The following is a 25,774-nucleotide window of genomic DNA, read 5'->3' as shown; positions in this document are numbered from 1 at the left end:
TCTTATTGGGTTACGACCTCGTTACCGTTAACGATGGTCCTGGTGATTTTAAAATCAGGTGTGAATGCGGTCAGGTTGGCCACTTTACCTGCGGCGAGCGTGCCGAGACGTTTTTCAACGCCAATCGCACGAGCCGGATAGAGCGTCGCCATACGCAGCACTTCATCCAGTGCGATACCGCAATGTTCAACCAGATTACGCACGCCTTCAATCATGGTTAAGGATGAACCACTTAACGTACCATTCTCATCCACACAAAGTCCGTTGCGGTAGTATATTGTTTTACCCGCAAAAATGAACTGTTCAATATTGGCACCTGCTGGCGCGGTGGCATCGGTAACCAGACACAGTTTGTCGCCTTTCAGACGTTTAGCGTTACGAATGTTGGCGTAATCAACATGCAGGCCATCAGCGATAATACCGCAATAAATGTCAGCTTCGTCGAGGATCGCGCCCGCCAGGCCCGGCTCACGGCCCGTAATATACGGCATCGCGTTGTACAGATGGGTGGCAAAGGTAATCCCCGCGCGGAAACCGGCTTTCGCTTCTTTCAACGTCGCGTTGGAGTGACCGGCAGAAACCACAATCCCGGCATTTGCCAGTTTGCTGATGACTTCCGCAGGAACCATTTCCGGTGCCAGCGTCACTTTGGTAATGACGTCGGCGTTTTCACACAGGAAATCGACCAGCGCGGCATCCGGTTTCCGTACGAAATTCGGATTATGGGTACCTTTTTTCACCAGATTCAGCCATGGGCCTTCCAGGTGTAAACCTAATGCCTGATTCGGATGTTTTGCCAGGTACTCACGCATCACGCGAACGCCCTGTTTCATCAGGTCATCGCTGGTGGTGATAAGCGTCGGCAAATAGTTAGTGCAGCCTGATTTCTCATTGGCTTTCTGCATGATTTCCAGCGTTTCCACGCTGACCGCTTCAGCGGTATCGTTGAACTGCACGCCGCCGCAGCCGTTTAACTGCACATCGATAAAACCGGGGGAGAGAATGGCCCCATTCAGTGAACGTTGTTCGATCTCTGGCGGCAGTTCCGCTACTGGGCAGACGCTTTTAATCAGGCCATCAGCGATAACAACTGCATGGTCATCAAGAAATTCATGACCGGTAAAGATCCGGCCCTGGGTTAATGCATACATTCCGACCCCCGATTTCAAAAATAATAATGCCCTGAGCAAGGCGTCAGGGCAGGGATAACAATTACAGACCTTTGATATTTTCTGCTTCTAATTCGTTGAAATATCTTAAAGTCTTAACTTTCAGCTCCATGGTGGAAGGTTCATCACACACCATGATGGCTTTCGGATGCAGTTGCAGACAGCTGATGGTCCACATGTGGTTAACGCAACCTTCAACGGCAGCCTGCAGTGCCAGTGCTTTCTGGCTGCCCAGCACCAGAATCATCACTTCTTCGGCATCCAGCAGTGTACCCACACCTACGGTCAGCGCATATTTTGGCACCTGATTAACATCGTTATCAAAGAAACGAGAGTTTGCGACGCGAGTGTCATGTGTCAGGGTTTTGATACGGGTGCGAGAGGCAAGAGAAGAGGCCGGTTCGTTAAATGCGATATGACCGTCGTTACCTACACCGCCCATAAACAGGTGGATTTTACCGTAAGATCGGATTTTTTCTTCATATTGGCGGCATTCGGCGTCGATATCCGGGGCATTACCGTTGAGAAGGTTGATATTTTCTACTGGAATATCAACGTGATCGAAGAAGTTACGGTGCATAAAACTGTAATAGCTTTCCGGATGCTCTTTCGGCAGACCGACATATTCGTCCATGTTGAAGGTGACAACGTGCTTAAAGCTGACCTGGCCTGCTTTATGCATTTCGACTAACGCCTTGTAAGTGGTCATCGGCGTGCCGCCAGTCGGCAGGCCAAGCACAAACGGACGATCGGCTGTCGGTTTGAACGCATTAATACGATTAACGATATGGCGAGCAGCCCATTTGCCGACCTGTTCAGCGGTAGTCAGGGGGATCAGTCTCATTATTCACCTCAAGTAAGTAAAAAGTAAGCCGTTGGCGGATTAGGCATCTTTAAGCGTAACCTGGATTTGCGCAGACAGGCGTCAATCCGACCTGATTTTTTGAATGATAAAATAAGTTTTCTGATTTAGCCAGTAAATGGGAGTGGTGATAACGATATTTGGTGACAAAACTCACAAAAGGCACGCTTTTAATTTGCGATACGAATTAAATTTTCACAAACTCTGAGGTAGATTATCTAATAATCTGAACTCAGACCATCGGCAGTAAAAACGGTAGCAAAATAAAAAAACGGCTTTAAACAAGCCAAATAGGGGTTTCATAGGGGGAATAAGATGAATATTTTAGGTTTTTTCCAGCGACTCGGTAGGGCGTTACAGCTCCCTATCGCGGTGCTGCCGGTGGCGGCACTGTTGCTGCGATTCGGCCAGCCAGATTTACTTAATGTTGCGTTTATTGCCCAGGCAGGTGGCGCGATTTTTGATAACCTGGCGTTGATCTTTGCGATCGGCGTGGCCTCCAGCTGGTCCAAAGACAGTGCAGGTGCAGCTGCGTTGGCGGGTGCGGTTGGTTACTTTGTGTTAACTAAAGCGATGGTGACCATCAACCCAGAAATTAACATGGGGGTTCTGGCAGGTATCATTACCGGTCTGGTCGGTGGTGCAGTCTATAACCGTTGGTCTGATATTAAACTGCCGGACTTCCTGAGCTTCTTCGGCGGCAAACGTTTTGTGCCGATCGCCACCGGCTTCTTCTGCCTGGTGCTGGCAGCCATTTTTGGTTACGTCTGGCCGCCGGTACAGCACGCTATCCATGCAGGCGGCGAGTGGATCGTTTCTGCGGGCGCGCTGGGTTCCGGTATCTTTGGTTTCATCAACCGTCTGCTGATCCCAACCGGTCTGCATCAGGTACTGAACACCATCGCCTGGTTCCAGATTGGTGAATTCACCAACGCTGCGGGTACAGTTTTCCACGGCGACATCAACCGCTTCTATGCCGGTGACGGCACTGCGGGGATGTTCATGTCCGGCTTCTTCCCGATCATGATGTTCGGTCTGCCGGGTGCGGCGCTGGCGATGTACTTCGCAGCACCGAAAGAGCGTCGCCCGATGGTTGGCGGGATGCTGCTTTCTGTGGCAATCACCGCGTTCCTGACCGGTGTGACTGAGCCGCTGGAATTCCTGTTTATGTTCCTTGCTCCTCTGCTGTACCTCTTGCACGCACTGCTGACGGGTATCAGTCTGTTTGTGGCAACGTTGCTGGGGATCCACGCGGGCTTCTCCTTCTCTGCGGGCGCCATCGACTATGCGTTGATGTATAACCTGCCGGCCGCCAGCCAGAACGTCTGGATGCTGTTGGTGATGGGCGTTATCTTCTTTGTTATCTACTTCGTGGTGTTCAGTGCGGTTATCCGTATGTTCAACCTGAAAACGCCAGGTCGTGAAGATAAAGATGACGAGATCGTTACTGAAGAAGCGAACAGCAATACCGAAGAAGGCTTAACTCAACTGGCAACCAACTACATTGCAGCAGTTGGTGGTAGTGACAATCTAAAAGCGATTGACGCCTGTATTACTCGTCTGCGCTTGACTGTGGCTGACTCAGCACGTGTCAACGATGCGATGTGTAAACGCCTGGGGGCCTCTGGTGTGGTGAAACTGAACAAACAGACCATCCAGGTGATTGTCGGCGCGAAAGCAGAATCCATCGGCGATGCGATGAAGAAAGTCGTTGCTCGTGGCCCGGTAGCCGCAGCTTCTGCTGAAGCTGCACCGGCAACTGCCGCTCCGGTAGCGAAACCGCAGGCTGTACCAAACGCAGTGTCTATCGCTGAGCTGGTATCGCCAATTACCGGTGATGTTGTCGCACTGGATCAGGTGCCAGACGAAGCATTCGCCAGCAAAGCTGTGGGCGACGGTGTGGCGGTGAAACCGACGGATAAAATCGTTGTATCACCAGCGGCGGGAACCATCGTGAAAATCTTCAACACCAACCACGCGTTCTGCCTTGAAACTGAAAAGGGCGCAGAGATCGTCGTCCACATGGGTATCGACACCGTAGCGCTGGAAGGTAAAGGCTTTAAACGTCTGGTGGAAGAGGGCGCGCAGGTAAGCGCAGGGCAACCGATTCTGGAAATGGATCTGGATTACCTGAACGCTAACGCCCGCTCGATGATTAGCCCGGTGGTTTGCAGCAATATCGACGATTTCAGCGGCTTGATCATTAAAGCTCAGGGCCATGTTGTGGCGGGTCAAACACCGCTGTATGAAATCAAAAAGTAATCTGCTTTATGCCTGATGCGACGTTTGACGCGTCTTATCAGGCCTACAAAAGCGCTGTGTAGGTTGGATAAGACGCATAAGCGTCGCATCCAACAATGACTCCTGACTGGTAAAAGCGGCGGATACCATCTTCGCCGCTTTTTTTTTCATCAACTATCCCCATAATCTCTGTTAGATTTTTCGATTTTCTCTAACTAACAGTTGTCAGCCTGTCCCGCTTATAAGATCATACGCCGTTATACGTTGTTTACGCTTTGAGGAATCCACGATGAGTGAGGCAGAAGCCCGCCCGACTAACTTTATTCGTCAGATCATCGATGAAGATCTGGCCAGTGGTAAGCACACCACAGTACACACCCGTTTCCCGCCGGAGCCGAATGGCTATCTGCATATTGGCCATGCGAAATCTATCTGCCTGAACTTCGGGATCGCCCAGGACTATAAAGGCCAGTGCAACCTGCGTTTCGACGACACTAACCCGGTAAAAGAAGATATTGAGTACGTCGAGTCGATCAAAAACGACGTAGAGTGGTTAGGTTTTCACTGGTCTGGTAACGTCCGTTACTCCTCCGATTATTTTGATCAACTCCATGCCTATGCTGTTGAACTGATCAATAAAGGCCTGGCGTATGTCGATGAGCTGACGCCGGAACAGATCCGCGAATATCGTGGCACTCTGACGCAGCCGGGTAAAAACAGCCCGTACCGCGACCGCAGCGTTGAAGAGAACCTGGCGCTGTTCGAAAAAATGCGTACCGGTGGTTTTGACGAAGGTAAAGCCTGCCTGCGCGCGAAAATCGACATGGCTTCGCCGTTTATCGTGATGCGCGATCCGGTGCTGTACCGCATTAAGTTTGCTGAACACCACCAGACTGGCAACAAGTGGTGCATCTACCCGATGTACGACTTCACCCACTGCATCAGCGATGCGCTGGAAGGCATTACGCACTCTCTGTGTACGCTGGAGTTCCAGGATAACCGTCGTCTGTACGACTGGGTACTGGACAACATCACCATTCCTGTTCATCCGCGCCAGTACGAATTCTCGCGCCTGAATCTGGAATACACCGTGATGTCCAAGCGTAAGCTGAACCAACTGGTCACCGACAAGCACGTAGAAGGTTGGGATGATCCACGTATGCCGACCATTTCCGGTCTGCGTCGTCGTGGTTACACTGCGACTTCTATTCGTGAGTTCTGCAAACGCATTGGCGTGACCAAGCAGGACAACACCATTGAGATGGCGTCGCTGGAATCCTGCATTCGTGAAGACCTCAACGAGAACGCGCCGCGTGCAATGGCAGTTATCGATCCGGTGAAACTGGTTATCGAAAACTATCAGGGCGAAGGCGAAATGGTCACCATGCCGAACCATCCGAATAAACCGGAAATGGGCAGCCGTCAGGTGCCGTTTAGCGGTGAGATTTGGATCGATCGCGCCGATTTCCGCGAAGAAGCTAACAAGCAGTACAAACGTCTGGTGCTGGGTAAAGAAGTGCGTCTGCGTAATGCTTACGTGATTAAAGCGGAACGCGTGGAGAAAGATGCCGAAGGCAATATCACCACCATCTTCTGTACTTATGACGCCGATACCTTAAGCAAAGATCCGGCTGATGGTCGTAAAGTCAAAGGCGTTATTCACTGGGTAAGCGCGGCACATGCGCTGCCGGTTGAAATCCGCCTGTACGATCGTCTGTTCAGTGTGCCGAATCCAGGCGCTGCGGATGATTTCCTGTCGGTGATTAACCAGGATTCTCTGGTCATCAAACAGGGCTTTGCTGAACCGTCTCTGAAAGATGCGGTGGCAGGTAAAGCATTCCAGTTTGAGCGTGAAGGCTACTTCTGCCTCGACAGCCGCCATTCCACAGCGGAAAAACCGGTATTTAACCGCACCGTTGGGCTGCGTGATACCTGGGCGAAAGTAGGCGAGTAATTTTAAGTTCTACCAGGCCGGGTGAGGCGTTTACACCGCATCCGGCAAGGAACATGCAAACAATTCAAAACGCCGCGTTCAGCGGCGTTTTTTCTGCTTTTCTTCGCGAATTAATTTCGCTTCGCAATCTATTCATGCAACAAATTTAAAATCACAAATTATAATTAATTTAAATATAACCGCTTTCATCTTACTGGAAAGCCACATATTTTTTCTTCTACCCGCTCGCCTGGTACACATTTAAACCTTGTAACAAAAATCATCAAAATATGTGCGGTTGCTCATGTTCTTACATTCTCGTTACAGAAAGAGATTGATAATTCGCGTCGCGAAAAATAGTCTATTCCTGTAGTCAGCGAGATTTTTCTCAACGCTACTTTTTTAATTTTTATTTTTTTCGCTGTTCACCTGTGGTGCAGCAATTTATACGTCAAAGAGGATTAACCCATGCGTACGTTTAGTGGCAAACGTAGTACGCTGGCGCTGGCTATCGCCGGTGTTACAGCAATGTCGGGCCTGGTGGCAATGCCGGAGGCTCGCGCCGAAGGATTCATCGACGATTCAACCTTAACCGGCGGTATCTATTACTGGCAGCGTGAACGTGACCGTAAAGATGTTACCGACGGCGACAAATACAAAACCAACCTTTCTCACTCCACCTGGAATGCCAATCTCGATTTTCAGTCCGGTTATGCTGCTGATATGTTCGGCCTTGATATTGCCGCGTTTACGGCGATTGAAATGGCGGAAAACGGCGACAGCTCCCACCCGAACGAAATCGCGTTTTCAAAAAGTAATAAAGCCTATGACGAAGACTGGTCCGGCGATAAAAGTGGTATAAGCCTGTATAAAGCAGCGGCCAAATTTAAATACGGTCCGGTGTGGGCGAGGGCAGGTTACATTCAGCCAACTGGTCAAACGCTGTTAGCGCCGCACTGGAGCTTTATGCCGGGTACCTATCAGGGCGCGGAAGCCGGGGCTAATTTTGATTACGGCGATGTTGGTGCGTTGAGTTTCTCCTACATGTGGACCAACGAATACAAAGCGCCGTGGCATCTGGAAATGGATGAGTTTTATCAGAACGATAAAACCACCAAAGTTGATTATCTGCACTCCATCGGTGCGAAATACGACTTCAAAAATAACTTCGTGCTGGAAGCGGCGTTTGGTCAGGCGGAAGGGTATATCGATCAGTACTTTGCCAAAGCCAGCTATAAATTTGATATCGCCGGTAGCCCGCTAACCGCCTGCTACCAGTTCTACGGTACGCGCGATAAAGTTGACGATCGTAGCGTCAACGATCTTTATGATGGCACCGCCTGGCTGCAGGCGTTGACCTTTGGTTACCGGGCGGCTGACGTAGTGGATTTACGCCTCGAAGGCACCTGGGTTAAAGCAGACGGTCAGCAGGGATACTTCCTGCAACGTATGACGCCAACCTACGCTTCATCGAACGGTCGCCTGGATATCTGGTGGGATAACCGTTCTGACTTTAACGCCAACGGCGAAAAAGCGGTCTTCTTCGGCGCGATGTATGACCTGAAAAACTGGAATCTTCCAGGCTTCGCCATCGGCGCTTCCTACGTTTACGCATGGGATGCTAAACCTGCGACCTGGCAGAGCAATCCGGATGCGTACTACGACAAGAACCGGACTATCGAAGAGTCAGCTTACAGCCTGGATGCGGTCTACACCATTCAGGACGGTCGTGCCAAAGGCACGATGTTCAAACTGCACTTCACCGAATACGACAACCACTCCGACATCCCAAGCTGGGGCGGCGGTTACGGTAACATCTTCCAGGATGAGCGCGACGTGAAATTCATGGTAATCGCACCATTCACCATCTTCTGATGCCCGACGCGGCAGGTTTTGTGCCTGCCGCACATTTGAGGAATTCGCTATGAAAAAACTGATTCTCATCGCCATGATGGCATCGGGGCTGGTGGCTTGTGCGCAATCAACCGCACCACAGGAAGACAGCCGCCTGAAAGAGGCGTACAGCGCCTGTATCAATACCGCGCAAGGTTCGCCGGAAAAAATTGAAGCCTGTCAGAGCGTGTTAAACGTGCTGAAGAAAGAGAAACAACATCAGCAATTTGCCGAACAGGAAAGTGTCCGCGTGCTGGATTATCAGCAGTGCATCCAGGCAACGCAAACCGGTAATGACCAGGCAGTGAAAGCCGATTGTGATAAGGTCTGGCAGGAAATTCGCAGTAATAACAAATAAGTGAGGGCTGTAACTCTCACTTTTCTTATTTCCCTTGTATAAAAAAGCCAACCTGAAGGTTGGCTTGATACTTATGGCAAACGCCAATTTGCCTGATGCGCTGCGCTTATCAGGCCTACCTTTTTATGCAATATATTGAATTTGAGATGATTTGTAGGTCGGATAAGGCGTTCACGCCGCATCCGGCACGAACAAAGCGCATTATGCCAATAATATAAAGCCAACCCGCAGGTTGGCTTTTTTCGTTCAGGCTGGCTTATTTGCCTTCGTGCGCGTGCTCATCTTCGCGGCAATCGCCTTCGGCACAGTGACCGTAAAGATAGAGACTATGGTTAGTCAGGCGAATGCCATGCTTCGCGGCAATTTCACGCTGACGCGCTTCGATAGATTCATCACTAAATTCGATAACCTTTCCGCAGTCGAGGCAGATCAGGTGATCGTGGTGATGTTGTTGAGTCAGTTCAAATACGGATTTACCGCCTTCAAAATTGTGGCGGGTGACGATACCGGCGTCGTCAAACTGGTTCAGTACACGATATACCGTAGCCAGACCAATTTCTTCACCCATATCGATCAGACGTTTGTATAAATCTTCCGCACTGACGTGATGGTTGTCCGGCTCCTGAAGAACTTCCAGGATTTTTAAGCGAGGAAGCGTTACTTTCAGGCCAGCTTTCTTTAGGGCGGTATTGTTATCAGTCATGCGGAATCTGTCCTGTTACTAAGCGGTTCACTTCATTAAAAGAAGTGACAGAATTTGCTCTTGAGATAATGCGTATCATTATAGATTTGCCATGCCTAAATGAAAACTACAAGTCCCTGGCAAATATTGTTAATAAAAACGTGGCTTAGCTTACATTTACATCGGTAAGGCCACTTCAATACTGGAACATTGTACAGGTACTACGGCAAAAGTTACAAATTTGTAGCAATTATTTTGATTGGCATTATCTATTAATACGGCGTAGACATGAGTCTACGCCGCAGTACATCAGGCATTGATAATTTCGTCGAGATGCAGTTCTTCAGAAATTTGTTTTACCCATTTTTCTACACGTTCGGCGGTCAGTTCTGGCTGACGGTCTTCGTCGATAGCCAGGCCGACAAAGTGGTCATCATCCGCCAGACCTTTTGATGCTTCGAAATGATAGCCCGCAGTTGGCCAGTGACCGACGATGGTCGCGCCGCGCGGTTCAATGATGTCACGAATGGTGCCTAAGGCGTCGCAGAAATATTCTGCGTAATCTTCCTGGTCGCCACAGCCAAACAGCGCAACCAGTTTACCATTGAAATCAATCTCTTCGAGTGTCGGGAAGAAGTCGTCCCAGTCACACTGTGCTTCGCCATAGTACCAGGTTGGGATGCCCAGCAGAAGAATGTCATAAGCTTCCAGATCTTCTTTGCTGCTTTTTGCAATGTCATGGACATCGGCAACGTCTTTACCAAGCTGTTTTTGAATCATTTTTGCGATATTTTCGGTATTACCGGTGTCGCTGCCGAAAAAGATGCCAGTGATAGCCATGAGTGAAATAACCTCTTGAAACTTATTGAAATGGGGGTGGCAAATTGCCCACGGATAAAGGCAATCATAGCAGAACAGGCAGTCTTGCGGAATCAGCAAACGAGCAGGACTGCACACTGTGCTACACGAAAGTGGATATTTAAACGATGCCCTGGTTACGCAGCGCCGCCAGTTGCTGCATCAATATCTCTTCGATCAGTTCGCTACGGCTCATATTGCGCGACTCCGCCAGCTCGTTCAGCGCCTCGACAGCTTCCGCGTTCAGCTTCAGTTCGACACGCTTAAGGCCACGTACTTTGTCGCGTTTTAGCTGGTTGCGTTTATTAATACGCAGCTGTTCATCGCGCGAAAGCGGATTGGTTTTCGGTCGTCCCGGTCGACGCTCGTGCGCGAACAGATCTAATGTCGTACGGTCCGTTTGTTCTTTGGCCATGATCTTGGTGACTTCGGGGGAAACAATCAGCCAGGCGCCTGCCCGGATGGATAGCCCGCCATAATACAACAGCGTGAGGAATCTCGCCAACGCCCACGCGCGGAATGCCGCGCGGACGCTGGGTTTTTAATCAGTTGCGTTAATCATTAAGATAGCGACGGATAGCCCGCAGCACAGCATCCGGTTTTTCTGCGTGTACCCAATGCCCCGCGCCTGCAATGACATGCGCCCGTGCTTGTGGGAATTGTGCCAGCAAATCATCACGATACTGTTCAGTAACATACGGGGAATTGCCGCCAGGAATAAACAGAGCAGGGTGGTTCCATGCCGGAATCTTCTCCCAGCCAACAATATGTGGATACTGATCCCATAATACTGGCACGTTAAAACGCCACTCACCGTCAACAAAAGATTTCAGCAGGAATTGAATCACGCCCTCTTCATTAATATATTGGCGCATCACTACAGCGGCCTGTTGGCGCGTTTGCGCGTCGGATCCACTGACCGCGTTGATAGCTGCGAAAATTTCATCATGACGGCGTACGTGATAGTCCACCGGCGCGATATCGATCGCTACCAGTTTCTCGATGCGATCGGGCGCCAACGCGGTCAGTGCCATCACAGCTTTACCACCCATTGAGTGACCAATAAATGTCGCCTTATCGATCTGCAGCGCATTCAGAGTATCAACAAGATCCTGGGCCATCGCCGGGTAATTCATGTGTGGATCTCGTGGCGAAAGTCCGTGGTTACGCATATCAACCTGGATGATATTGTGATCGTTTACCAGGCCGCGCGCCAGCACGCCGAGGTTGTCAAGGCTACCAAACAACCCGTGGACGAGGACGATGGGAGAATTATTATGCTGATTTTGTGCAGATTGCGCGCGGATATTCAATTTCATGGCAAAGTTCTTTTTTTCGTGTAGTTGGGTTAGGGTATTATGTTGACCATTGTGCCACAGGGCTGCAACAAATAAGGTTTAATCCGATTTTTTCTGCAAGCCAGGCTTGACGCTATCCGCTGCCGGGATTTATTCATATACTCCTGGCGACTTGTATTCAGCTAAGACACCGCACTGGATTAAGATGAAAACGATTGAAGTTGATGATGAACTCTACAGCTATATTGCCAGCCACACTAAGCATATCGGCGAGAGCGCATCCGACATTTTACGGCGTATGTTGAAGTTTTCCGCCGCATCACAGCCTGTTGCTCCGGTGACGAAAGAGGTTCGCATTGCGTCGCCTGCTATCGTCGAAGCGAAGCCGATCAAAACGGTGAAAGACAAAGTGCGCGCGATGCGTGAACTTTTGCTTTCCGATGAATACGCAGAGCAAAAGCGAGCGGTCAATCGCTTTATGCTGCTGTTGTCTACACTATATTCTCTTGACGCCCAGGCGTTTGCCGAGGCAACGGAATCGTTGCACGGCCGCACGCGCGTTTACTTTGCAGCAGATGAACAGACGCTGCTGAAAAATGGTAATCAGACCAAGCCGAAGCATGTGCCAGGCACGCCGTATTGGGTGATCACCAACACTAACACTGGCCGTAAATGCAGCATGATTGAACACATCATGCAGTCGATGCAATTCCCGGCGGAATTGATTGAAAAGGTTTGCGGGACAATTTAAAACAACGTTGCAGATAAAGGACAAAGCAATGGCAATCCACAATCGTGCAGGCCAACCTGCACAGCAGAGTGATTTGATAAACGTCGCCCAACTGACGGCGCAATATTATGTACTGAAACCAGAAGCAGGGAATGCGGAGCACGCGGTGAAATTCGGTACTTCCGGTCACCGTGGCAGTGCAGCGCGCCATAGCTTTAACGAGCCGCATATTCTGGCTATTGCTCAGGCGATTGCCGAAGAACGGGCGAAAAACGGCATCACTGGCCCTTGCTATGTGGGTAAAGATACTCACGCCCTGTCCGAACCTGCGTTTATTTCTGTACTGGAAGTGCTGGCAGCGAACGGGGTAGACGTTATTGTGCAGGAAAACAATGGCTTCACTCCAACACCGGCCGTCTCTAATGCCATTCTGGTTCACAATAAAAAAGGTGGACCGCTTGCAGATGGTATCGTGATTACGCCGTCCCATAACCCGCCGGAAGACGGTGGTATCAAGTACAACCCGCCAAATGGTGGCCCGGCTGATACCAATGTCACAAAAGTGGTGGAAGACAGGGCCAACGCGCTGATGGCCGATGGCCTGAAAGGCGTGAAGCGTATCTCCCTCGACGAAGCGATGGCATCTGGTCATGTGAAAGAGCAAGATCTTGTGCAACCGTTCGTAGAAGGTCTGGCCGATATCGTTGATATGGCAGCGATTCAGAAAGCTGGCCTGACGCTGGGTGTTGATCCGTTGGGCGGTTCCGGTATCGAATACTGGAAGCGCATTGGCGAGTATTACAACCTCAACCTGACCATTGTTAACGATCAGGTCGATCAAACCTTCCGCTTTATGCACCTCGATAAAGACGGCGCAATCCGTATGGACTGTTCCTCCGAGTGTGCGATGGCGGGCCTGCTGGCGCTGCGTGATAAGTTTGATCTGGCGTTTGCCAATGACCCGGATTATGACCGTCACGGTATCGTCACTCCGGCTGGTTTGATGAACCCGAACCACTACCTGGCGGTGGCGATCAACTACCTGTTCCAACATCGTCCGCAGTGGGGCAAAGATGTTGCCGTCGGTAAAACGCTGGTTTCATCTGCGATGATCGACCGTGTGGTCAATGACCTGGGCCGTAAACTGGTCGAAGTACCGGTAGGTTTCAAATGGTTTGTTGATGGACTGTTCGACGGCAGCTTCGGCTTTGGCGGCGAAGAGAGCGCGGGGGCTTCCTTCCTGCGTTTCGACGGCACGCCGTGGTCCACCGATAAAGACGGCATCATTATGTGTCTGCTGGCGGCGGAAATCACTGCTGTCACCGGTAAGAACCCGCAGGAACACTACAACGAATTGGCAAAACGCTTTGGTGCGCCGAGCTATAACCGTTTGCAGGCAGCTGCGACTTCCGCACAAAAAGCGGCATTGTCTAAGCTGTCTCCGGAAATGGTGAGCGCCAGCACCCTGGCAGGCGACCCGATCACAGCGCGCCTGACCGCAGCGCCTGGCAACGGTGCTTCTATCGGCGGCCTGAAAGTGATGACTGACAACGGCTGGTTCGCCGCGCGTCCGTCAGGTACGGAAGACGCATACAAGATCTACTGCGAAAGCTTCCTCGGTGAAGAACATCGCAAGCAGATCGAGAAAGAAGCGGTTGAGATTGTTAGCGAAGTTCTGAAAAACGCGTAATCACATTAAATAAGAAAAAGGGCGGTCGGAAGATCGCCCTTTTTTACTTATGACTGCCTGATGCGCTACGCTTATCAGGCCTACGCGGATGGTACAATGTATTGAATTTGCGCGATTTTGTAGCATCCGGCATGACCAGAGCGCACTTTGCCTACAAACTGAATAGCTCAAGGGAATTCCAAATGAAGACCAAAAGGAGTCTGGTCGTCAGAGTGGCATTCATTGCCGCCACATTACTGCTAACTGCATGCGCCCAACCTGAACAATCATCAATAGCTGGCGACTGGTTACTGACTCCTAAGGATAAAACCAGAGGATTAACGGGTAGCATTGCGGTGAATATTGCGCCTTCCCAGTGTAAAACAAATTGCCGTGGCGATAACTTACCTGATTATACCCGCCGCTGGCAGTTGTCAGGCGGGAACGAAAAAGAAGTGACTTATCTTCATGATATGTCAGCACAAGAAAAGATCGGTTTAAATCACGGTTGGCAGTGCTATACCTCATTTTTTATGAGGATTTGCCAGGGCAAGCCTGGCACTCGACCGATAGTTAATGAGGATTATGTCAGCGAAAGCGGATTTTTTGGTTCGATGATGCATGTCGGGATTATTGAGTTGCAACGCTGCCAGTCAGAAAAATGCCAGCAAGAGTTGAAAGCGATAAATACGTATTAAAATATTTAGCGATGAGAGCCAATGCCTGATGCGACGCTGGCGCGTCTTATCATGCCTACGGGAGCAATATGTAGGCCATATAAAGCGTTTACGCCGCATCCAGAAATTCAGCCCCTAAAGCATAAACCGATACCCAATCCCGGTTTCAGTAATGAAATGGCGGGGGCGAGCGGGATCCTGTTCCAGTTTTTGTCGCAGATGCCCCATATAAATACGCAAATAGTGGCTGTGTTCGACCGCGTTTGGTCCCCATACCTGGTTGAGTAACTGGCGCTGGGTGAGCACTTTTCCGGCATTGTTGAGCAGCACGGCCAGCAGACGGAACTCAATAGGCGTGAGATGTACTTCTTCCTCACCACGGTGAATCACGCGGGCGGCTAAATCGACGGTAACATCGGAAAATTTCACCACTGGCTCGGGCGCGGTGGTAGCTGAGTGGCGGCGTAACGCGACGCGCAGACGGGCCTGCAATTCGCCAATGCCAAACGGCTTACTCAGATAATCATCCGCTCCGGCGTCCAGCGCGGCGATTTTGTCGCTCTCTTCGCTACGTGCGGAAAGCACAATCACCGGCACCGCGCTCCACTGGCGCAGGTCGCGGATAAACTCAATTCCATCGCCATCGGGCAGGCCGAGATCGAGAATAATCAAATCTGGCTTACGAGTCGCCGCTTCCAGCAGCCCCCGTTGTAGCGTTTCGGCTTCAAAGACGCGCATACCGTCGCCCTCCAGCGCCGTGCGCAGAAAGCGACGAATAGCCTGTTCATCTTCAACAATCAGAACGTTTGTCACATATCCTCATGAAATTCTTCAAGTTCAGGGGCAGTTTGCTGGGGAAGTGTAACACGAAAACAAGCACCACCTTCCGGTCGGTTGAACGCGGTAATGGTGCCGCCGTGTACATCCACAATCGCCCGACAAATTGCCAGTCCAAGCCCTACACCTGGTACCGCCGACTCTTTATTCCCGCGAGCAAACTTATCGAAAATCGTCTGCTCCTGGCCTGGTGGAAGACCGGGGCCGTTATCCCAGACATCCAGTTGTAGATTTTCGCCCTCAACGTGGGCATCAATACCAATTTCGGCCTGCGCACCCGCGTATTTCACCGCGTTCTCCAGCAGATTAATCAGCACCCGTTCAAAGAGTGGCCCGTCAACGTGGATTAAGGTCAGCGGTTCTGGCAGAGAAAGATTGATGGGCGACGATAAACCCGGTTCCAGCATTTGCAGCGCGCTGCCGACCACTTCTTCCAGCGTTAACCACTCTTTCTTCAAATTAAAGCCGCCGGACTGAATTCGCGCCATATCCAGTAGATTATTCACCAGTCGGGTAGTGTTCAGCACATGCTGACGAATCTCGCTAGCCTGGCGGGCGTGGGGCGATCCTTCGCTTGCCAGATCGAGCGTTAAGATTTCTGCCTGACCGAACAGCACCGTAAGCGGAGTGCGTAAATCATGCGAAAGCGCCGCCAGCAGGGCGTTGCGGATCTGTTCACGTTCGCTTGCCATCCGCGCCTGTTCTTCGCTGGCGGTCAGCGTCAGCCGCTCAAGGGCATTGGCGACTAACAGCGTAAACGTCTCCAGCAGGCGCTGCTGTTCCGGGATCATCAACTGGCGCAGATTCCCCGGTTCCACCACCACCAGTCCGTAGGTTTTCTCGCCGCTTTTTAACGGCAAAATCTGGTACGGTACGCCGGGTAACGTGTCGGTGCCCGCGCCCGCAGGCAGGCCTTTATCAAAACTCCACTGCGCGATGGCATCGTCCCACGGCGTCATTCCTTGCGGATGTGTTAACGGCTGCAATTTACCGTTGTCATCGGGCAACAACACCTGACTGCGGGCATGAAACGTGGAAGCAATAAATTGTTCGCTGGTGGCGGCGATGTCCTGCGGACTGCGGCCCACAGCCAGAGCTTTGGACATTTCATATAAGTGCCGTGTGCGTTGCTCGCGGTAACGGGCTACCCGCGCCTGATAACGCACGCCAGCAGTAAGATTCCCGATCACCAGCCCGACGGTTAACATCACCGCGAAGGTCAGCAGATATTGCACATCAGAGACGGCGAGCGTGCCGCGTGGGGCGATAAAAAAGAGATCGAAACTCACCACATTAATGACGGTGGCAACCACCGAAGGCCAGCGTCCATAAAATAGCGCCACCACCACCACGCCAAGCAGATACAGCATCACCAGGTTGGCGGCATCAAACGTCATCAGCCACTGCATGGCAATTAAGGTGATAACGGCGCATAACGCGGCGGCAACCACGCATCCCTGAATCTGTACCCGCCACTTGTCTTTAAAAGAGCGGCTATCCGGCGCGTTGTTAATCGTGCGGGCGGGTGGCTCATCAAGTGCGACCAGAACCTGATCGAGATCGGGGGCGATGCGCGCCAGTCGGTCAGCAAACGTTTCCCGACGCCACCAGCGGCGCGAGGCCGGGCGACCGAGAATAATCTTGCCGAGATTATGTTCACGGGCATAACGCACTACCGCTTTTTCTTCCGCTGGATCAGAGAGTGTTGCCGTCTCTGCGCCCAGCTCCTGCGCCAGACGTAAGGCGCTGAGAATTGCCCGACGTTTTTTCTCCGGTAAGCGGTGCAGGGCAGGGGTTTCAACATACACCGCGTGCCAGACGCTGCCCAGGCGCGACGCCAGCCGCGCCGCCGCGCGGACCAGTTTCTCACTGCCGGTGTTATGTCCGATGCATAAAAGGATCGCGTCGCGCGTGTGCCAGACTTTTTCTTCGCCAGGATGCCCCCGCCAGGCGCGCATTTGCTCATCTACGCGATCGGCAGTACGGCGCAGTGCCAGCTCGCGCAGGGCGATCAGATTACCTTTGCGGAAAAAATGTTCAATGGCGCGCTCCGCCTGCCCGGCAATATAGACTTTGCCTTCTTTCAGCCGCTGGCGCAGATCGTCCGGGGGCAAGTCCACCAGCACCACGTCGTCGGCGGCATCGAAAAAAGGATCGGGCACGGTTTCCCGTACCTGAATTCCGGTGACGCCGCTGACCACATCATTCAGACTTTCCAGATGCTGAACGTTGACGGTTGTGAAAACATCAATGCCCGCTTCCAGCAGCTCTTCGATGTCCTGCCAGCGTTTAGGATGACGAGAACCTGGCGCATTACTGTGCGCCAGTTCGTCCATTAAGATCAGCGCCGGACGGCGGGCGAGGGCGGCATCGAGATCAAACTCGCTGATATGCCGCCCACGGTACGCCTGGCGTTTTAACGGCAGAACAGCCAACCCTTCCAGCATTGCGGCGGTATCTTTCCGCCCGTGAGTTTCTACCACGCCAACCACAATATCCAGCCCTTGCGCCCGCAGTCGCTGGGCTTCTGCCAGCATCGCCCAGGTCTTCCCGACGCCAGCGCAGGCACCGAAGAAAACTTTCAGCTTCCCCCGATGCGGCGCGGCAGTTTGTTCCAGCAGACGATCGGGGTCGGGACGTAAGGGTTCGTTATTCATCAAGCTTATCCAGCGCCAGATTGAGTTCGACAATGTTGACGACCGGCTGGCCGATATATTTCACCAGCGGTTGTTGGCTGTATTTTGCGATCAGTTGCGTGAGCTGTTCAACGCTGATATTACGAGCTTTCGCCACGCGTGGGATCTGCCAGACCGCCGCTTGCGGGGTGATGTTATTGTCCAGCCCGCTTGCCGACGCCGTCACCAGTTCAACCGGAACGTTCGTGCTGGCATCCGGGTTAGCGGCCCGTAATGCGGCAACGCGTGCGGCTATCTGTTTATCCAGCTCAGGGTTACTGACCGCCAGATTGCTCCCGCCAGAAGCCTGTGGATTATAGGGCATTTCTGCCGTTGCCGACGGGCGACCCTGAAAATAGCCGTTGCCGGTAAAATTCTGCCCGATTAATGCCGAACCGCGCACCGTATCACCTTCACGGATCAACGAACCATTGGCCTGCCAGGGAAACCACCATTGCCCCAGCGCGGTGGTCAGCAGCGGGTAAACGCCACCAGTAATCAATAACAGAAAGATAAATGTCGATAATACCGGACGTAATCCACGCATGGTAAACCTCACACCAGACCGCAAACGGTCAGCAGTAAATCAATGACTTTGATACCAATAAACGGCACCAGCAGCCCACCCAGACCGTAAATCCATAAGTTACGGCGCAACATGGCAGAAGCGGTAAGCGGTTTATAACTCACGCCTTTTAACGCCAGGGGAATCAAAAAGACGATAATCAAGGCGTTGAAAATGACCGCACTGAGAATGGCAGAGTCGGGCGAATGCAGGCGCATGATATTCAGCGCATTTAACTGCGGATACGTTGCCGCGAACGCCGCCGGAATAATGGCGAAGTATTTCGCCACATCGTTGGCAATGCTGAAGGTGGTCAGCGAGCCACGGGTCATCAGCATCTGTTTGCCAATATGCACCACCTCGATCAACTTGGTCGGGTTAGAGTCCAGATCCACCATATTGCCCGCTTCTTTCGCCGCCTGAGTACCGGAGTTCATCGCCACCGCGACATCGGCCTGCGCCAGAGCCGGAGCATCGTTGGTGCCATCGCCGGTCATCGCCACTAAACGGCCCTCCGCCTGATACTGACGGATCAATGCCAGCTTGGCCTCCGGTGTCGCTTCGGCGAGGAAATCATCGACGCCCGCTTCCGCAGCAATGGCGGCGGCAGTCAGACGGTTATCGCCGGTAATCATCACTGTTTTAATGCCCATTTGGCGCAGTTGCGCGAAACGCTCTTTAATGCCGCCTTTGACGATATCTTTCAGCGCAATAACGCCCAGCACACGAGCACCTTCCACCACCACCAGCGGCGTGGCTCCCTGACGCGCAACCTGATCGACTTTGTGATCAACATCGGCAGGGAAGTGACCGCCGTTAGCCTCAACATGGCGGCGAATGGCATCGACAGAACCTTTACGGATCATGCGGTTGTCGATGTTGATCCCGCTCATCCGGCTTTGCGCAGTAAACGGTACAAAGGTGGCATGGAGCGACTGCACATCGCGCTCGCGCAGGTTAAAACGCTGCTTGGCGAGGATCACAATACTGCGGCCTTCCGGCGTTTCATCAGCCAGCGAAGCCAGTTGTGCGGCATCGGCCAGCGTTTTTTCCTCTACGCCCTGCGCGGGGATAAACTCCGATGCCTGACGGTTACCCAGCGTGATGGTGCCGGTTTTATCCAGCAACAGGACGTCAACGTCACCTGCCGCTTCAACTGCACGTCCGCTGGTGGCAATCACATTCGCGCCCAGCATCCGACTCATCCCGGCGACGCCGATCGCTGACAACAGGCCGCCAATAGTGGTTGGGATCAGACAGACCAGCAGCGCCACCAGTACCGTTACGCTGACTGCATTACCGCCCCACGCGGAAAACGGCCACAGCGTGGCGGTTGCCAGTAAAAAGACGATAGTCAGGGCAATCAGCAGGATGGTCAGGGCAATCTCGTTCGGCGTTTTGCGTCGCTGTGCGCCTTCCACCATCGCGATCATCCGATCCAGAAACGTCTCGCCGGGGTTAACGCTGCACTCAATCACCAGCCAGTCAGAAAGAATGCGCGTGCCGCCGGTGACGGAGGCAAAATCGCCGCCGGATTCACGGATCACCGGTGCCGATTCCCCGGTGATGGCGCTTTCATCGACCGATGCGCCCCCTTCAATGACTTCACCATCGCAGGGGATAATATCGCCTGCTTCTACTAGCACGATATCGCCTTTACGCAGTTGATCGGCGGGAACTTTGTCCGCCGCAGCGCCATATTTCGGCTCACGCAGCTTGCGGGCAAAGGCAGTTTTTTTCACCCCTTTCAGACTGTTGGCCTGCGCTTTACTGCGGCCTTCAGCCAGCGCCTCGGCGAAATTAGCGAACAGTACGGTGACCCACAGCCAGCCGCTAATTGCCGCGCTAAACAGCGCATTGCCAGGCATCGCGCCGCTTGCCATCGCGATGCTAATACAGGTGGTCAGCAAACTGCCGATCCAGACGATAAACATCACCGGATTGCGCCATTGCGCCTGCGGGTTTAATTTTTTCACCGCTTCTTTCAGCGCCTGAACGACAAGTGTTGGTTCGAATAGCGCCAGTTGTTTACGACTCATATTCAGTGCTCACTCAATATCATCAGGAGAGATATTCCGCCACCGGACCAAGCGCCAGGGCAGGGATAAAGGTCAGTGCGCCAACCAGCAACACGGTGCCGATTAATAGTCCAACAAACAGCGGGCCGTGCGTTGGCAGCGTGCCGGAGCTGGCGGGTTGGCTCTTTTTACTCACCAGCGAACCGGCAATTGCCATCACCGGGATAATCACCCCGAAGCGACCTACAAACATGCAGAACGCCAGCAAACAGTTCCAGAACGGAGAGTTGGCGCTTAATCCGGCAAAGGCGCTGCCGTTGTTGTTAGCGGCGGATGACACGGCGTACAGCACTTCGCTAAAACCATGCGGGCCAGGGTTGAGCATGGCGCTACGTCCGGCGTCGGTCATCATTGCCAGCGCCGTGCCCATCAGCACCAGCGTCGGGGTGACCAGAATCGCCAGCGCGGTCAATTTCATCTCGCGTACATCGATTTTTTTACCCAGATATTCCGGTGTACGACCAATCATCAGCCCGGCAATAAACACCGCCAGCAGGACAAACAGCATCATGCCGTAAAGGCCAGAACCGACACCGCCGAATACCACTTCACCAATTTGCATCAACCACATCGGCACCATGCCACCGAGAGCGGTAAACGAATCATGCATCGCAATCACCGCGCCACAGGAAGCCGCCGTAGTCACGACCGCAAACAGGCTACTGACCAGCACGCCGAAACGGCTCTCTTTACCTTCCATATTGATGCTGCTGTCCGCGCCCAGTGCCAGCAGATGCGGATTACCCTGAACTTCTGCCCACATCACCACGCCTACGCAGATAACAAAAATCACCGACATCGCCCACAGCAACATGCGCCCCTGACGGCGATCGCCCGCCACTTCACCAAAGGCAAAGCACAGCGCTGTTGGGATCAAAAAGATCGCCAGCATCTGCACGAAGTTGGTCAGTGCGGTTGGGTTTTCAAACGGATGCGACGAGTTGGCATTAAAGAAGCCACCGCCGTTAGTACCGAGCATTTTGATCGCTTCCTGAGAAGCCACCGGCCCCATCGGCAACATTTGTTGCGCCCCTTCAACGGTCGTCACAGCCTGATAAGGCTGAAAGTTTTGCAGCGCACCTTGTTGAATAAAAAACAGTGCGATCAACAACGCCACAGGGGCTAACACCCATAACGTGATGCGTAGCAGATCGACCCAGGCATTCCCGAGTGTGCTCATGCTCTGGAGGGTAAACGCGCGGATAAGGGCAAAAATCACCGCAATCCCGCTGGCGGCAGAAAGAAAGTTTTGCACCGTTAAGCCCGCCATCTGGCTGAAATAGCTCAACGTGGTCTCACCGCTGTAAGATTGCCAGTTGGTGTTAGTGACAAAGCTGACGGCGGTATTCAGCGCCAGATCCCACGACAGCCCCGGCAACTGTTGTGGATTAAGTGGCAGATAGTGCTGGCCGAGCAATATAAAAAACAGCACCGCCAGCCCCAGCATGTTCAGGCCAAGAATGGCAGAGAGATATTGCTTCCAGTTCATCTCACGGTCAGAGACGCCAAGTACACGAAAGAGTACGCGTTCAACGCCCGCTGTACCGGGAAGAGGAATATCATTAATCAGCCGCGCCAGCCCGCTGCCTAAAGGGCGCGCCAGCACCATTAACACCAGTAAAAATGTGGCGATCAGTAAGAACCCTTGCGCAGCCATCAGAACGCCTCCGCATTGATCAGGGCATAAACCAGATAACCCAGTAATAAAAACACCAGCAACACGCCGGCTATCACGCCTGCACTCACAGTGCACCTCCAGTGGCCTAAAAGTGATACCGGAAGGGTAGAATTCTGGCTGCAAAGATTTCGCAAAAATCTGCGGACGGGGTGTAAAAAAAGTATAAAAATGGCAAAAGCCATGACTTAACTAATGATTAGTATCAATTTAACTTTTATGTAACTTAATTACATGGTGAATGTAAATAAACCATCAATAAGCAAAAATAAGTGGTCGGATGAGTAGCAAAATTACACAAAAGGCGGTACTATTTTCATCAGATAAACAAATTCATTTTTCCGGTGCCATTCACCGGTTAGATACAAAAGGGGGAGAAAAGTATGGAACTCTACAGAGAATATCCTGCATGGCTTATCTTTTTACGCCGTACTTATGCGGTTGCAGCGGGCGTTCTGGCGCTGCCTTTCATGCTTTTCTGGAAAGACCGCGCCCGCTTTTACAGCTACCTGCATCGCGTCTGGTCGAAAACCAGCGATAAACCGGTGTGGATGGATCAGGCCGAAAAGGCAACCGGCGATTTTTATTGATTGTTGAGTTCTGAATACATTGAAAACCGCCAGCGGAAACGCTGGCGGTTTTTTTGTATCAGGAAGATGTTCAGAGAAATATTTAGACACCGTTATACCAATCGAAATATATATTCATGAAATGTATATAAATATTTTCTTAATTGTTCTTATCTGACAGATATCTCACTTAAGGCTTTCTTATGAGTCTTTAGAGTTAGAACCATGAGTGCGGTAGCTATGGGGGGGATATGTCCTCAGAAGGATTCGTTTCACGCTGTCGGTGGACGGTATCGTGGAGATGGCGACAGCGGTGGTGAGCTTCCGTCTGTACCAGCACCACTGCACACCGTTCATCCTGGATGTGGATATCGCCAGCGGACTGTCTGACCTGACGGCGGAGGATTTTCTGGAGAAGAGCGCAGTGCTGACAGTCTGGCAGGGTGATATCCTGCAGCGTTACCGACGCGGCAACCGACGGTACTGACGGCGCTGGCAGATAGATAATGGAGATGGCAGCGCTGGGACTGAAGGGGGCGGAGCCTCCACGGAAAAATGTACAGGAAGCCTTTGCTCCTCTCCAGCAGGATAAGGTACCGCCACAACGGCCAGGAAGATTCTCACGATAAGGACTGAAGATGAAAATCAGCTATCCCATCAGGGATAAAGAAGGCAAAGAGTTCCGCTCACTGGATGAGATAATGCGGCTTATTGACGCAGAAGCGCACGGAACCTGGCTGCTGGGTGGAAACGGGCTGTGGCACGGCGGGATACATATCAGTGACGCGTCTAATCCGTTATCAGCCCTGAAACCGGATACCGCCGCTACCGGAGAACCGGTTCCTCTTCAGTTTATGGCCGATGGCACCATTGCGGCGTACCGGATAAATAATGATTACCTGAAAGGCCCCTACAAAGGGCAGCAACTCCGTTACAGCAGCGGTGACATGACGTACAGCCCGTACGAAGGATGGGTGCCGGAAGCGTTTGACTCAATAAGCCGTGCCGCAGAACAGGGAGATGAGTGGCTGTATGAGCAGGTACCGCCCTTTTATCGTGAGCTGATGGCAGAGATGGATCAGGACGGTGATGGAAAAGTGACGGAGGAAGAGATCAGACAGGCGCTGACCGTGCGTGAACCCCTGGTGAGAAATGTGGTGAATCATCTGACAGTCAGACACCACAGCGAGTGGTACGGCGGTCGCCCGACGGGACGCTGGGAAGGGTTTTATAAAGATCTGGACACCGAGGAAGTGGCATATTGTGAAAAGTGGCAGCTGGATCTGGAGTGGATGAGCGGAGTGTCACCGTTTAATAATGATGATGCAGTGTGGCATTTTCATCCGGTTGTGTTTTTGGACGCTATTAATTCAAAATCTGTGTGTGCTTGCAACAGAGATATAACATTAGATGAATTAAAAAAAGTTGCTCCTGCAGTAAGTGAAGATCTTCTCAAAAGGTATCTCTACGATATAAATGCAGGGTTTATTCGGTTTGGTATGACCACTTGTAGAGAAAAAGCCCATTTTCTTGCACAAATTATTCACGAGAGCGGTTATTTTAGATATACCAAAGAAATTAATGGTGAATCAGCTTCATATAGTCCGTGGTATAGCCGAGGCTTAATACAAGTTACAGGGGAAAGTAATTACACCGCCTATGGGGAATATATTAATGAGGACGTAACATCTTCGGATTCCGCAAGAGATAAACTCATATCCTCCCCACATTGCGTATTATCTGCGTTTTGGTATTTCAATATATTCAAAAGAATAAATGAAGATGCAAAAAATGATGATTTTAATAAAATTACAGCAGTGATTAATGGAGGGTATCATCATTATGATGAACGGTTGTCGCTATTTAATAAATTGGTTACCTCACTTACTGCCGAGCATTTAAATCAGAAAGAAGTGAATGACGATTTCTTGTTTGATGATAGTGGCGTATATGATAATAAAGTATATGCCTTGGGATGGGGGATATGGCATGATCCTGATAGCTCCCGAAGAGGTACAATCAAGAGTAACGAAGAAGCATTAAAAGGTTATAGAAGAGCGAAAGAATTAATTGACCTGCATCCGTTTCCTCAGGAAGGGCGTGAGGGTGAAAGAAAAGTATATGGAATAGAAAAAAGAAACATATCCACATTTGTAGAGAGACGAATAACTGAACTGGAGTAATTAATATGAAAGTTAAATTATTGGTTTTACTGTTTTTTTTGGTGCCTTTTAGTTTATTGGCTAAACAACAAACAACGGTAGGCTGTTTTAGCGCTGGGAAAACAAATTTAAAGTTTGTTGAAATATCGTCTGGCGATATTTTTTTAGGCTATGTGATTTATGAGAAATCCTCAAAATTCATACCTCTTGCGTTTATAAATAAATTAGAAGTGACTTTCGACGACAGGCCTTCTGAATTTACTTATGCATGGAGTGAGGTTATAAATGGAAAAATTAATGGGTCGTATGTTGTTTCCACACAAGGTGCAAGATTTAATTGGTTTTATTATAAGTCAATAAGTGGAAAAATAACTGAGTTTGAAGAAAATATTGAGGCGTATAATAATGATGGTACTGATTGCAAATGGCCTGCATAACCATTGTGCAGTTTTTTATGAAATCGATGCCGTGTTATTAAAATAATGATGCGACTAGGTTGAATTTGTTTATTATTAATTTAAATGTTTTATGATTTTAAGTTAGACATGAATAATTGACTGGAAAATTATTTTTGAGGGATATCGTACAGGCAGGGAAGCTCATGGCACAAAGATGCAAAACGGGACGTTTTGCATGTAATAAGCATAAGCTTGTGAAGAGATGGTGGCAGGCCCACCGGGATCTGCTGTCGGAAGTCGGTCCCAAACAACTCCGGCTTCTGTGGTAAAGAGCCATGGTAGTGAGCGCAGGGTACGGTAAATATAGGCTGATTAATTATCAGGGAGGTTATATGTCCTCAGAAGGATTACGTTTCACGCTGGCAGTGGACGGCATTGTGGAGAT

The 25,774-nt window shown here is 51.2% G+C and carries 24 protein-coding genes; 11 read left to right on the top strand and 13 right to left on the bottom strand.

Translation table 11 applies throughout. The features are described from left to right. Positions 1-2 precede the first annotated feature (2 nt). Positions 3-1,151 (bottom strand): N-acetylglucosamine-6-phosphate deacetylase, encoded by a 1,149-nt coding sequence (nagA, locus tag AACS80_RS14600; RefSeq protein ID WP_130259012.1) that lies wholly within the window; start codon positions 1,149-1,151, stop codon positions 3-5. A gap of 61 nt (positions 1,152-1,212) precedes the next feature. Then, a complete protein-coding gene (nagB, locus tag AACS80_RS14595; RefSeq protein ID WP_130260225.1) occupies positions 1,213-2,013 on the bottom strand; it encodes a glucosamine-6-phosphate deaminase in 801 nt (266 codons plus the stop codon). 333 nt (positions 2,014-2,346) lie between these two features. Here nagB and nagE point away from each other — a divergent pair, with 333 nt between their 5' ends. The 4 genes from nagE (at position 2,347) to chiQ (ending at position 8,456) form a co-directional block, all read left to right on the top strand. Further along, complete coding sequence (gene nagE / locus AACS80_RS14590) at positions 2,347-4,293, top strand: PTS N-acetyl glucosamine transporter subunit IIABC (protein WP_135409676.1); 1,947 nt, start codon at positions 2,347-2,349, stop codon at positions 4,291-4,293. Positions 4,294-4,561: 268 nt separating this feature from the next. After that, positions 4,562-6,226, top strand: coding sequence for a glutamine--tRNA ligase (glnS, locus tag AACS80_RS14585; RefSeq protein ID WP_135490952.1), 1,665 nt, complete (start codon positions 4,562-4,564; stop codon positions 6,224-6,226). Between the two features lie 447 nt (positions 6,227-6,673). Continuing rightward, positions 6,674-8,080 (top strand): chitoporin ChiP, encoded by a 1,407-nt coding sequence (gene chiP, locus AACS80_RS14580; protein ID WP_135409677.1) that lies wholly within the window; start codon positions 6,674-6,676, stop codon positions 8,078-8,080. A 49-nt stretch (positions 8,081-8,129) separates the two neighbouring features. Continuing rightward, positions 8,130-8,456 carry a ChiQ/YbfN family lipoprotein gene (gene chiQ / locus AACS80_RS14575; protein ID WP_000733594.1) on the top strand — a complete coding sequence of 109 codons (327 nt, stop codon included), beginning with the start codon at positions 8,130-8,132 and terminating at the stop codon, positions 8,454-8,456. Between the two features lie 256 nt (positions 8,457-8,712). On the opposite strand, the gene fur is transcribed toward chiQ, so the two are convergent. From fur to ybfF, 5 genes are all read right to left on the bottom strand, one after another. Then, positions 8,713-9,159, bottom strand: a complete 447-nt coding sequence (gene fur, locus AACS80_RS14570) for a ferric iron uptake transcriptional regulator (protein ID WP_000131706.1) — start codon at positions 9,157-9,159, stop codon at positions 8,713-8,715. Further along, positions 9,152-9,238, bottom strand: coding sequence for a fur leader peptide (gene uof, locus AACS80_RS14565; RefSeq protein ID WP_010380762.1), 87 nt, complete (start codon positions 9,236-9,238; stop codon positions 9,152-9,154). Before uof ends, fur begins: the two co-directional genes overlap by 8 nt. A gap of 209 nt (positions 9,239-9,447) precedes the next feature. Beyond that, the gene (gene fldA / locus AACS80_RS14560) at positions 9,448-9,978 is read right to left on the bottom strand and encodes a flavodoxin FldA (RefSeq protein ID WP_010346538.1); all 531 of its coding nucleotides are present in this window, start codon (positions 9,976-9,978) and stop codon (positions 9,448-9,450) included. Positions 9,979-10,117: 139 nt separating this feature from the next. After that, positions 10,118-10,411 carry a LexA regulated protein gene (gene ybfE, locus AACS80_RS14555; RefSeq protein ID WP_064528940.1) on the bottom strand — a complete coding sequence of 98 codons (294 nt, stop codon included), beginning with the start codon at positions 10,409-10,411 and terminating at the stop codon, positions 10,118-10,120. Positions 10,412-10,550: 139 nt separating this feature from the next. Next, positions 10,551-11,315 (bottom strand): esterase, encoded by a 765-nt coding sequence (gene ybfF / locus AACS80_RS14550; RefSeq protein ID WP_135409678.1) that lies wholly within the window; start codon positions 11,313-11,315, stop codon positions 10,551-10,553. A 184-nt stretch (positions 11,316-11,499) separates the two neighbouring features. Here ybfF and seqA point away from each other — a divergent pair, with 184 nt between their 5' ends. The 3 genes from seqA (at position 11,500) to AACS80_RS14535 (ending at position 14,391) form a co-directional block, all read left to right on the top strand. Then, a complete protein-coding gene (gene seqA, locus AACS80_RS14545) occupies positions 11,500-12,045 on the top strand; it encodes a replication initiation negative regulator SeqA (protein ID WP_130209830.1) in 546 nt (181 codons plus the stop codon). Between the two features lie 28 nt (positions 12,046-12,073). After that, positions 12,074-13,714, top strand: coding sequence for a phosphoglucomutase (alpha-D-glucose-1,6-bisphosphate-dependent) (pgm, locus tag AACS80_RS14540; protein ID WP_001295675.1), 1,641 nt, complete (start codon positions 12,074-12,076; stop codon positions 13,712-13,714). A gap of 182 nt (positions 13,715-13,896) precedes the next feature. Further along, positions 13,897-14,391, top strand: a complete 495-nt coding sequence (locus AACS80_RS14535; protein WP_135409706.1) for a hypothetical protein — start codon at positions 13,897-13,899, stop codon at positions 14,389-14,391. A 114-nt stretch (positions 14,392-14,505) separates the two neighbouring features. On the opposite strand, the gene kdpE is transcribed toward AACS80_RS14535, so the two are convergent. Genes kdpE through kdpF form a run of 6 tightly spaced genes read right to left on the bottom strand, consistent with a single transcriptional unit; the run spans position 14,506 to position 22,271 of the window. After that, on the bottom strand, positions 14,506-15,183 hold the full coding sequence (kdpE, locus tag AACS80_RS14530) for a two-component system response regulator KdpE (protein WP_130209834.1): 678 nt from the start codon (positions 15,181-15,183) through the stop codon (positions 14,506-14,508). Continuing rightward, complete coding sequence (gene kdpD, locus AACS80_RS14525) at positions 15,180-17,864, bottom strand: two-component system sensor histidine kinase KdpD (protein ID WP_131162591.1); 2,685 nt, start codon at positions 17,862-17,864, stop codon at positions 15,180-15,182. The genes kdpE and kdpD overlap by 4 nt, the downstream gene beginning before the upstream one ends. Then, on the bottom strand, positions 17,857-18,429 hold the full coding sequence (gene kdpC / locus AACS80_RS14520; RefSeq protein ID WP_135409679.1) for a K(+)-transporting ATPase subunit C: 573 nt from the start codon (positions 18,427-18,429) through the stop codon (positions 17,857-17,859). Before kdpC ends, kdpD begins: the two co-directional genes overlap by 8 nt. 8 nt (positions 18,430-18,437) lie before the next feature. Beyond that, a complete protein-coding gene (gene kdpB / locus AACS80_RS14515) occupies positions 18,438-20,486 on the bottom strand; it encodes a potassium-transporting ATPase subunit KdpB (protein ID WP_135409680.1) in 2,049 nt (682 codons plus the stop codon). Between the two features lie 22 nt (positions 20,487-20,508). Continuing rightward, positions 20,509-22,182, bottom strand: a complete 1,674-nt coding sequence (gene kdpA, locus AACS80_RS14510; RefSeq protein WP_135409681.1) for a potassium-transporting ATPase subunit KdpA — start codon at positions 22,180-22,182, stop codon at positions 20,509-20,511. Then, on the bottom strand, positions 22,182-22,271 hold the full coding sequence (kdpF, locus tag AACS80_RS14505) for a K(+)-transporting ATPase subunit F (protein WP_001365534.1): 90 nt from the start codon (positions 22,269-22,271) through the stop codon (positions 22,182-22,184). The genes kdpA and kdpF overlap by 1 nt, the downstream gene beginning before the upstream one ends. A 312-nt stretch (positions 22,272-22,583) precedes the next feature. On the opposite strand from kdpF, the gene AACS80_RS14500 reads away from it, so the two are divergent. The 4 genes from AACS80_RS14500 (at position 22,584) to AACS80_RS14485 (ending at position 25,368) form a co-directional block, all read left to right on the top strand. Beyond that, positions 22,584-22,790, top strand: a complete 207-nt coding sequence (locus tag AACS80_RS14500; RefSeq protein WP_000424924.1) for a YbfA family protein — start codon at positions 22,584-22,586, stop codon at positions 22,788-22,790. 274 nt (positions 22,791-23,064) lie between these two features. After that, on the top strand, positions 23,065-23,256 hold the full coding sequence (locus AACS80_RS14495; protein ID WP_240727080.1) for a hypothetical protein: 192 nt from the start codon (positions 23,065-23,067) through the stop codon (positions 23,254-23,256). A 151-nt stretch (positions 23,257-23,407) separates the two neighbouring features. Next, positions 23,408-24,952, top strand: a complete 1,545-nt coding sequence (locus AACS80_RS14490; RefSeq protein WP_138183849.1) for a hypothetical protein — start codon at positions 23,408-23,410, stop codon at positions 24,950-24,952. A 5-nt stretch (positions 24,953-24,957) separates the two neighbouring features. Then, entirely contained in the window at positions 24,958-25,368 is a 411-nt protein-coding gene (locus tag AACS80_RS14485; protein WP_138183848.1) for a hypothetical protein, read from the top strand. Positions 25,369-25,774 lie beyond the last annotated feature (406 nt).

It is taken from the genome of Escherichia sp. E4385, assembly GCF_963883145.1.
Classification (GTDB): Bacteria; Pseudomonadota; Gammaproteobacteria; order Enterobacterales; family Enterobacteriaceae; genus Escherichia.
Note: the sequence above shows the minus strand (reverse complement) of the source record. Positions and strands in the feature narration are given on the sequence as shown.

What these genes read in the sequence shown, in the direction of transcription:
- nagA (WP_130259012.1), bottom strand. Translation starts at nt 1,151, where the DNA reads ATGTATGCATTAACCCAGGGCCGGATCTTTACCGGTCATGAATTTCTT.
- nagB (WP_130260225.1), bottom strand. Translation starts at nt 2,013, where the DNA reads ATGAGACTGATCCCCCTGACTACCGCTGAACAGGTCGGCAAATGGGCT.
- nagE (WP_135409676.1), top strand. Translation starts at nt 2,347, where the DNA reads ATGAATATTTTAGGTTTTTTCCAGCGACTCGGTAGGGCGTTACAGCTC.
- glnS (WP_135490952.1), top strand. Translation starts at nt 4,562, where the DNA reads ATGAGTGAGGCAGAAGCCCGCCCGACTAACTTTATTCGTCAGATCATC.
- chiP (WP_135409677.1), top strand. Translation starts at nt 6,674, where the DNA reads ATGCGTACGTTTAGTGGCAAACGTAGTACGCTGGCGCTGGCTATCGCC.
- chiQ (WP_000733594.1), top strand. Translation starts at nt 8,130, where the DNA reads ATGAAAAAACTGATTCTCATCGCCATGATGGCATCGGGGCTGGTGGCT.
- fur (WP_000131706.1), bottom strand. Translation starts at nt 9,159, where the DNA reads ATGACTGATAACAATACCGCCCTAAAGAAAGCTGGCCTGAAAGTAACG.
- uof (WP_010380762.1), bottom strand. Translation starts at nt 9,238, where the DNA reads ATGATACGCATTATCTCAAGAGCAAATTCTGTCACTTCTTTTAATGAA.
- fldA (WP_010346538.1), bottom strand. Translation starts at nt 9,978, where the DNA reads ATGGCTATCACTGGCATCTTTTTCGGCAGCGACACCGGTAATACCGAA.
- ybfE (WP_064528940.1), bottom strand. Translation starts at nt 10,411, where the DNA reads ATGGCCAAAGAACAAACGGACCGTACGACATTAGATCTGTTCGCGCAC.
- ybfF (WP_135409678.1), bottom strand. Translation starts at nt 11,315, where the DNA reads ATGAAATTGAATATCCGCGCGCAATCTGCACAAAATCAGCATAATAAT.
- seqA (WP_130209830.1), top strand. Translation starts at nt 11,500, where the DNA reads ATGAAAACGATTGAAGTTGATGATGAACTCTACAGCTATATTGCCAGC.
- pgm (WP_001295675.1), top strand. Translation starts at nt 12,074, where the DNA reads ATGGCAATCCACAATCGTGCAGGCCAACCTGCACAGCAGAGTGATTTG.
- AACS80_RS14535 (WP_135409706.1), top strand. Translation starts at nt 13,897, where the DNA reads ATGAAGACCAAAAGGAGTCTGGTCGTCAGAGTGGCATTCATTGCCGCC.
- kdpD (WP_131162591.1), bottom strand. Translation starts at nt 17,864, where the DNA reads ATGAATAACGAACCCTTACGTCCCGACCCCGATCGTCTGCTGGAACAA.
- kdpC (WP_135409679.1), bottom strand. Translation starts at nt 18,429, where the DNA reads ATGCGTGGATTACGTCCGGTATTATCGACATTTATCTTTCTGTTATTG.
- kdpB (WP_135409680.1), bottom strand. Translation starts at nt 20,486, where the DNA reads ATGAGTCGTAAACAACTGGCGCTATTCGAACCAACACTTGTCGTTCAG.
- kdpA (WP_135409681.1), bottom strand. Translation starts at nt 22,182, where the DNA reads ATGGCTGCGCAAGGGTTCTTACTGATCGCCACATTTTTACTGGTGTTA.
- AACS80_RS14500 (WP_000424924.1), top strand. Translation starts at nt 22,584, where the DNA reads ATGGAACTCTACAGAGAATATCCTGCATGGCTTATCTTTTTACGCCGT.
- AACS80_RS14490 (WP_138183849.1), top strand. Translation starts at nt 23,408, where the DNA reads ATGAAAATCAGCTATCCCATCAGGGATAAAGAAGGCAAAGAGTTCCGC.
- AACS80_RS14485 (WP_138183848.1), top strand. Translation starts at nt 24,958, where the DNA reads ATGAAAGTTAAATTATTGGTTTTACTGTTTTTTTTGGTGCCTTTTAGT.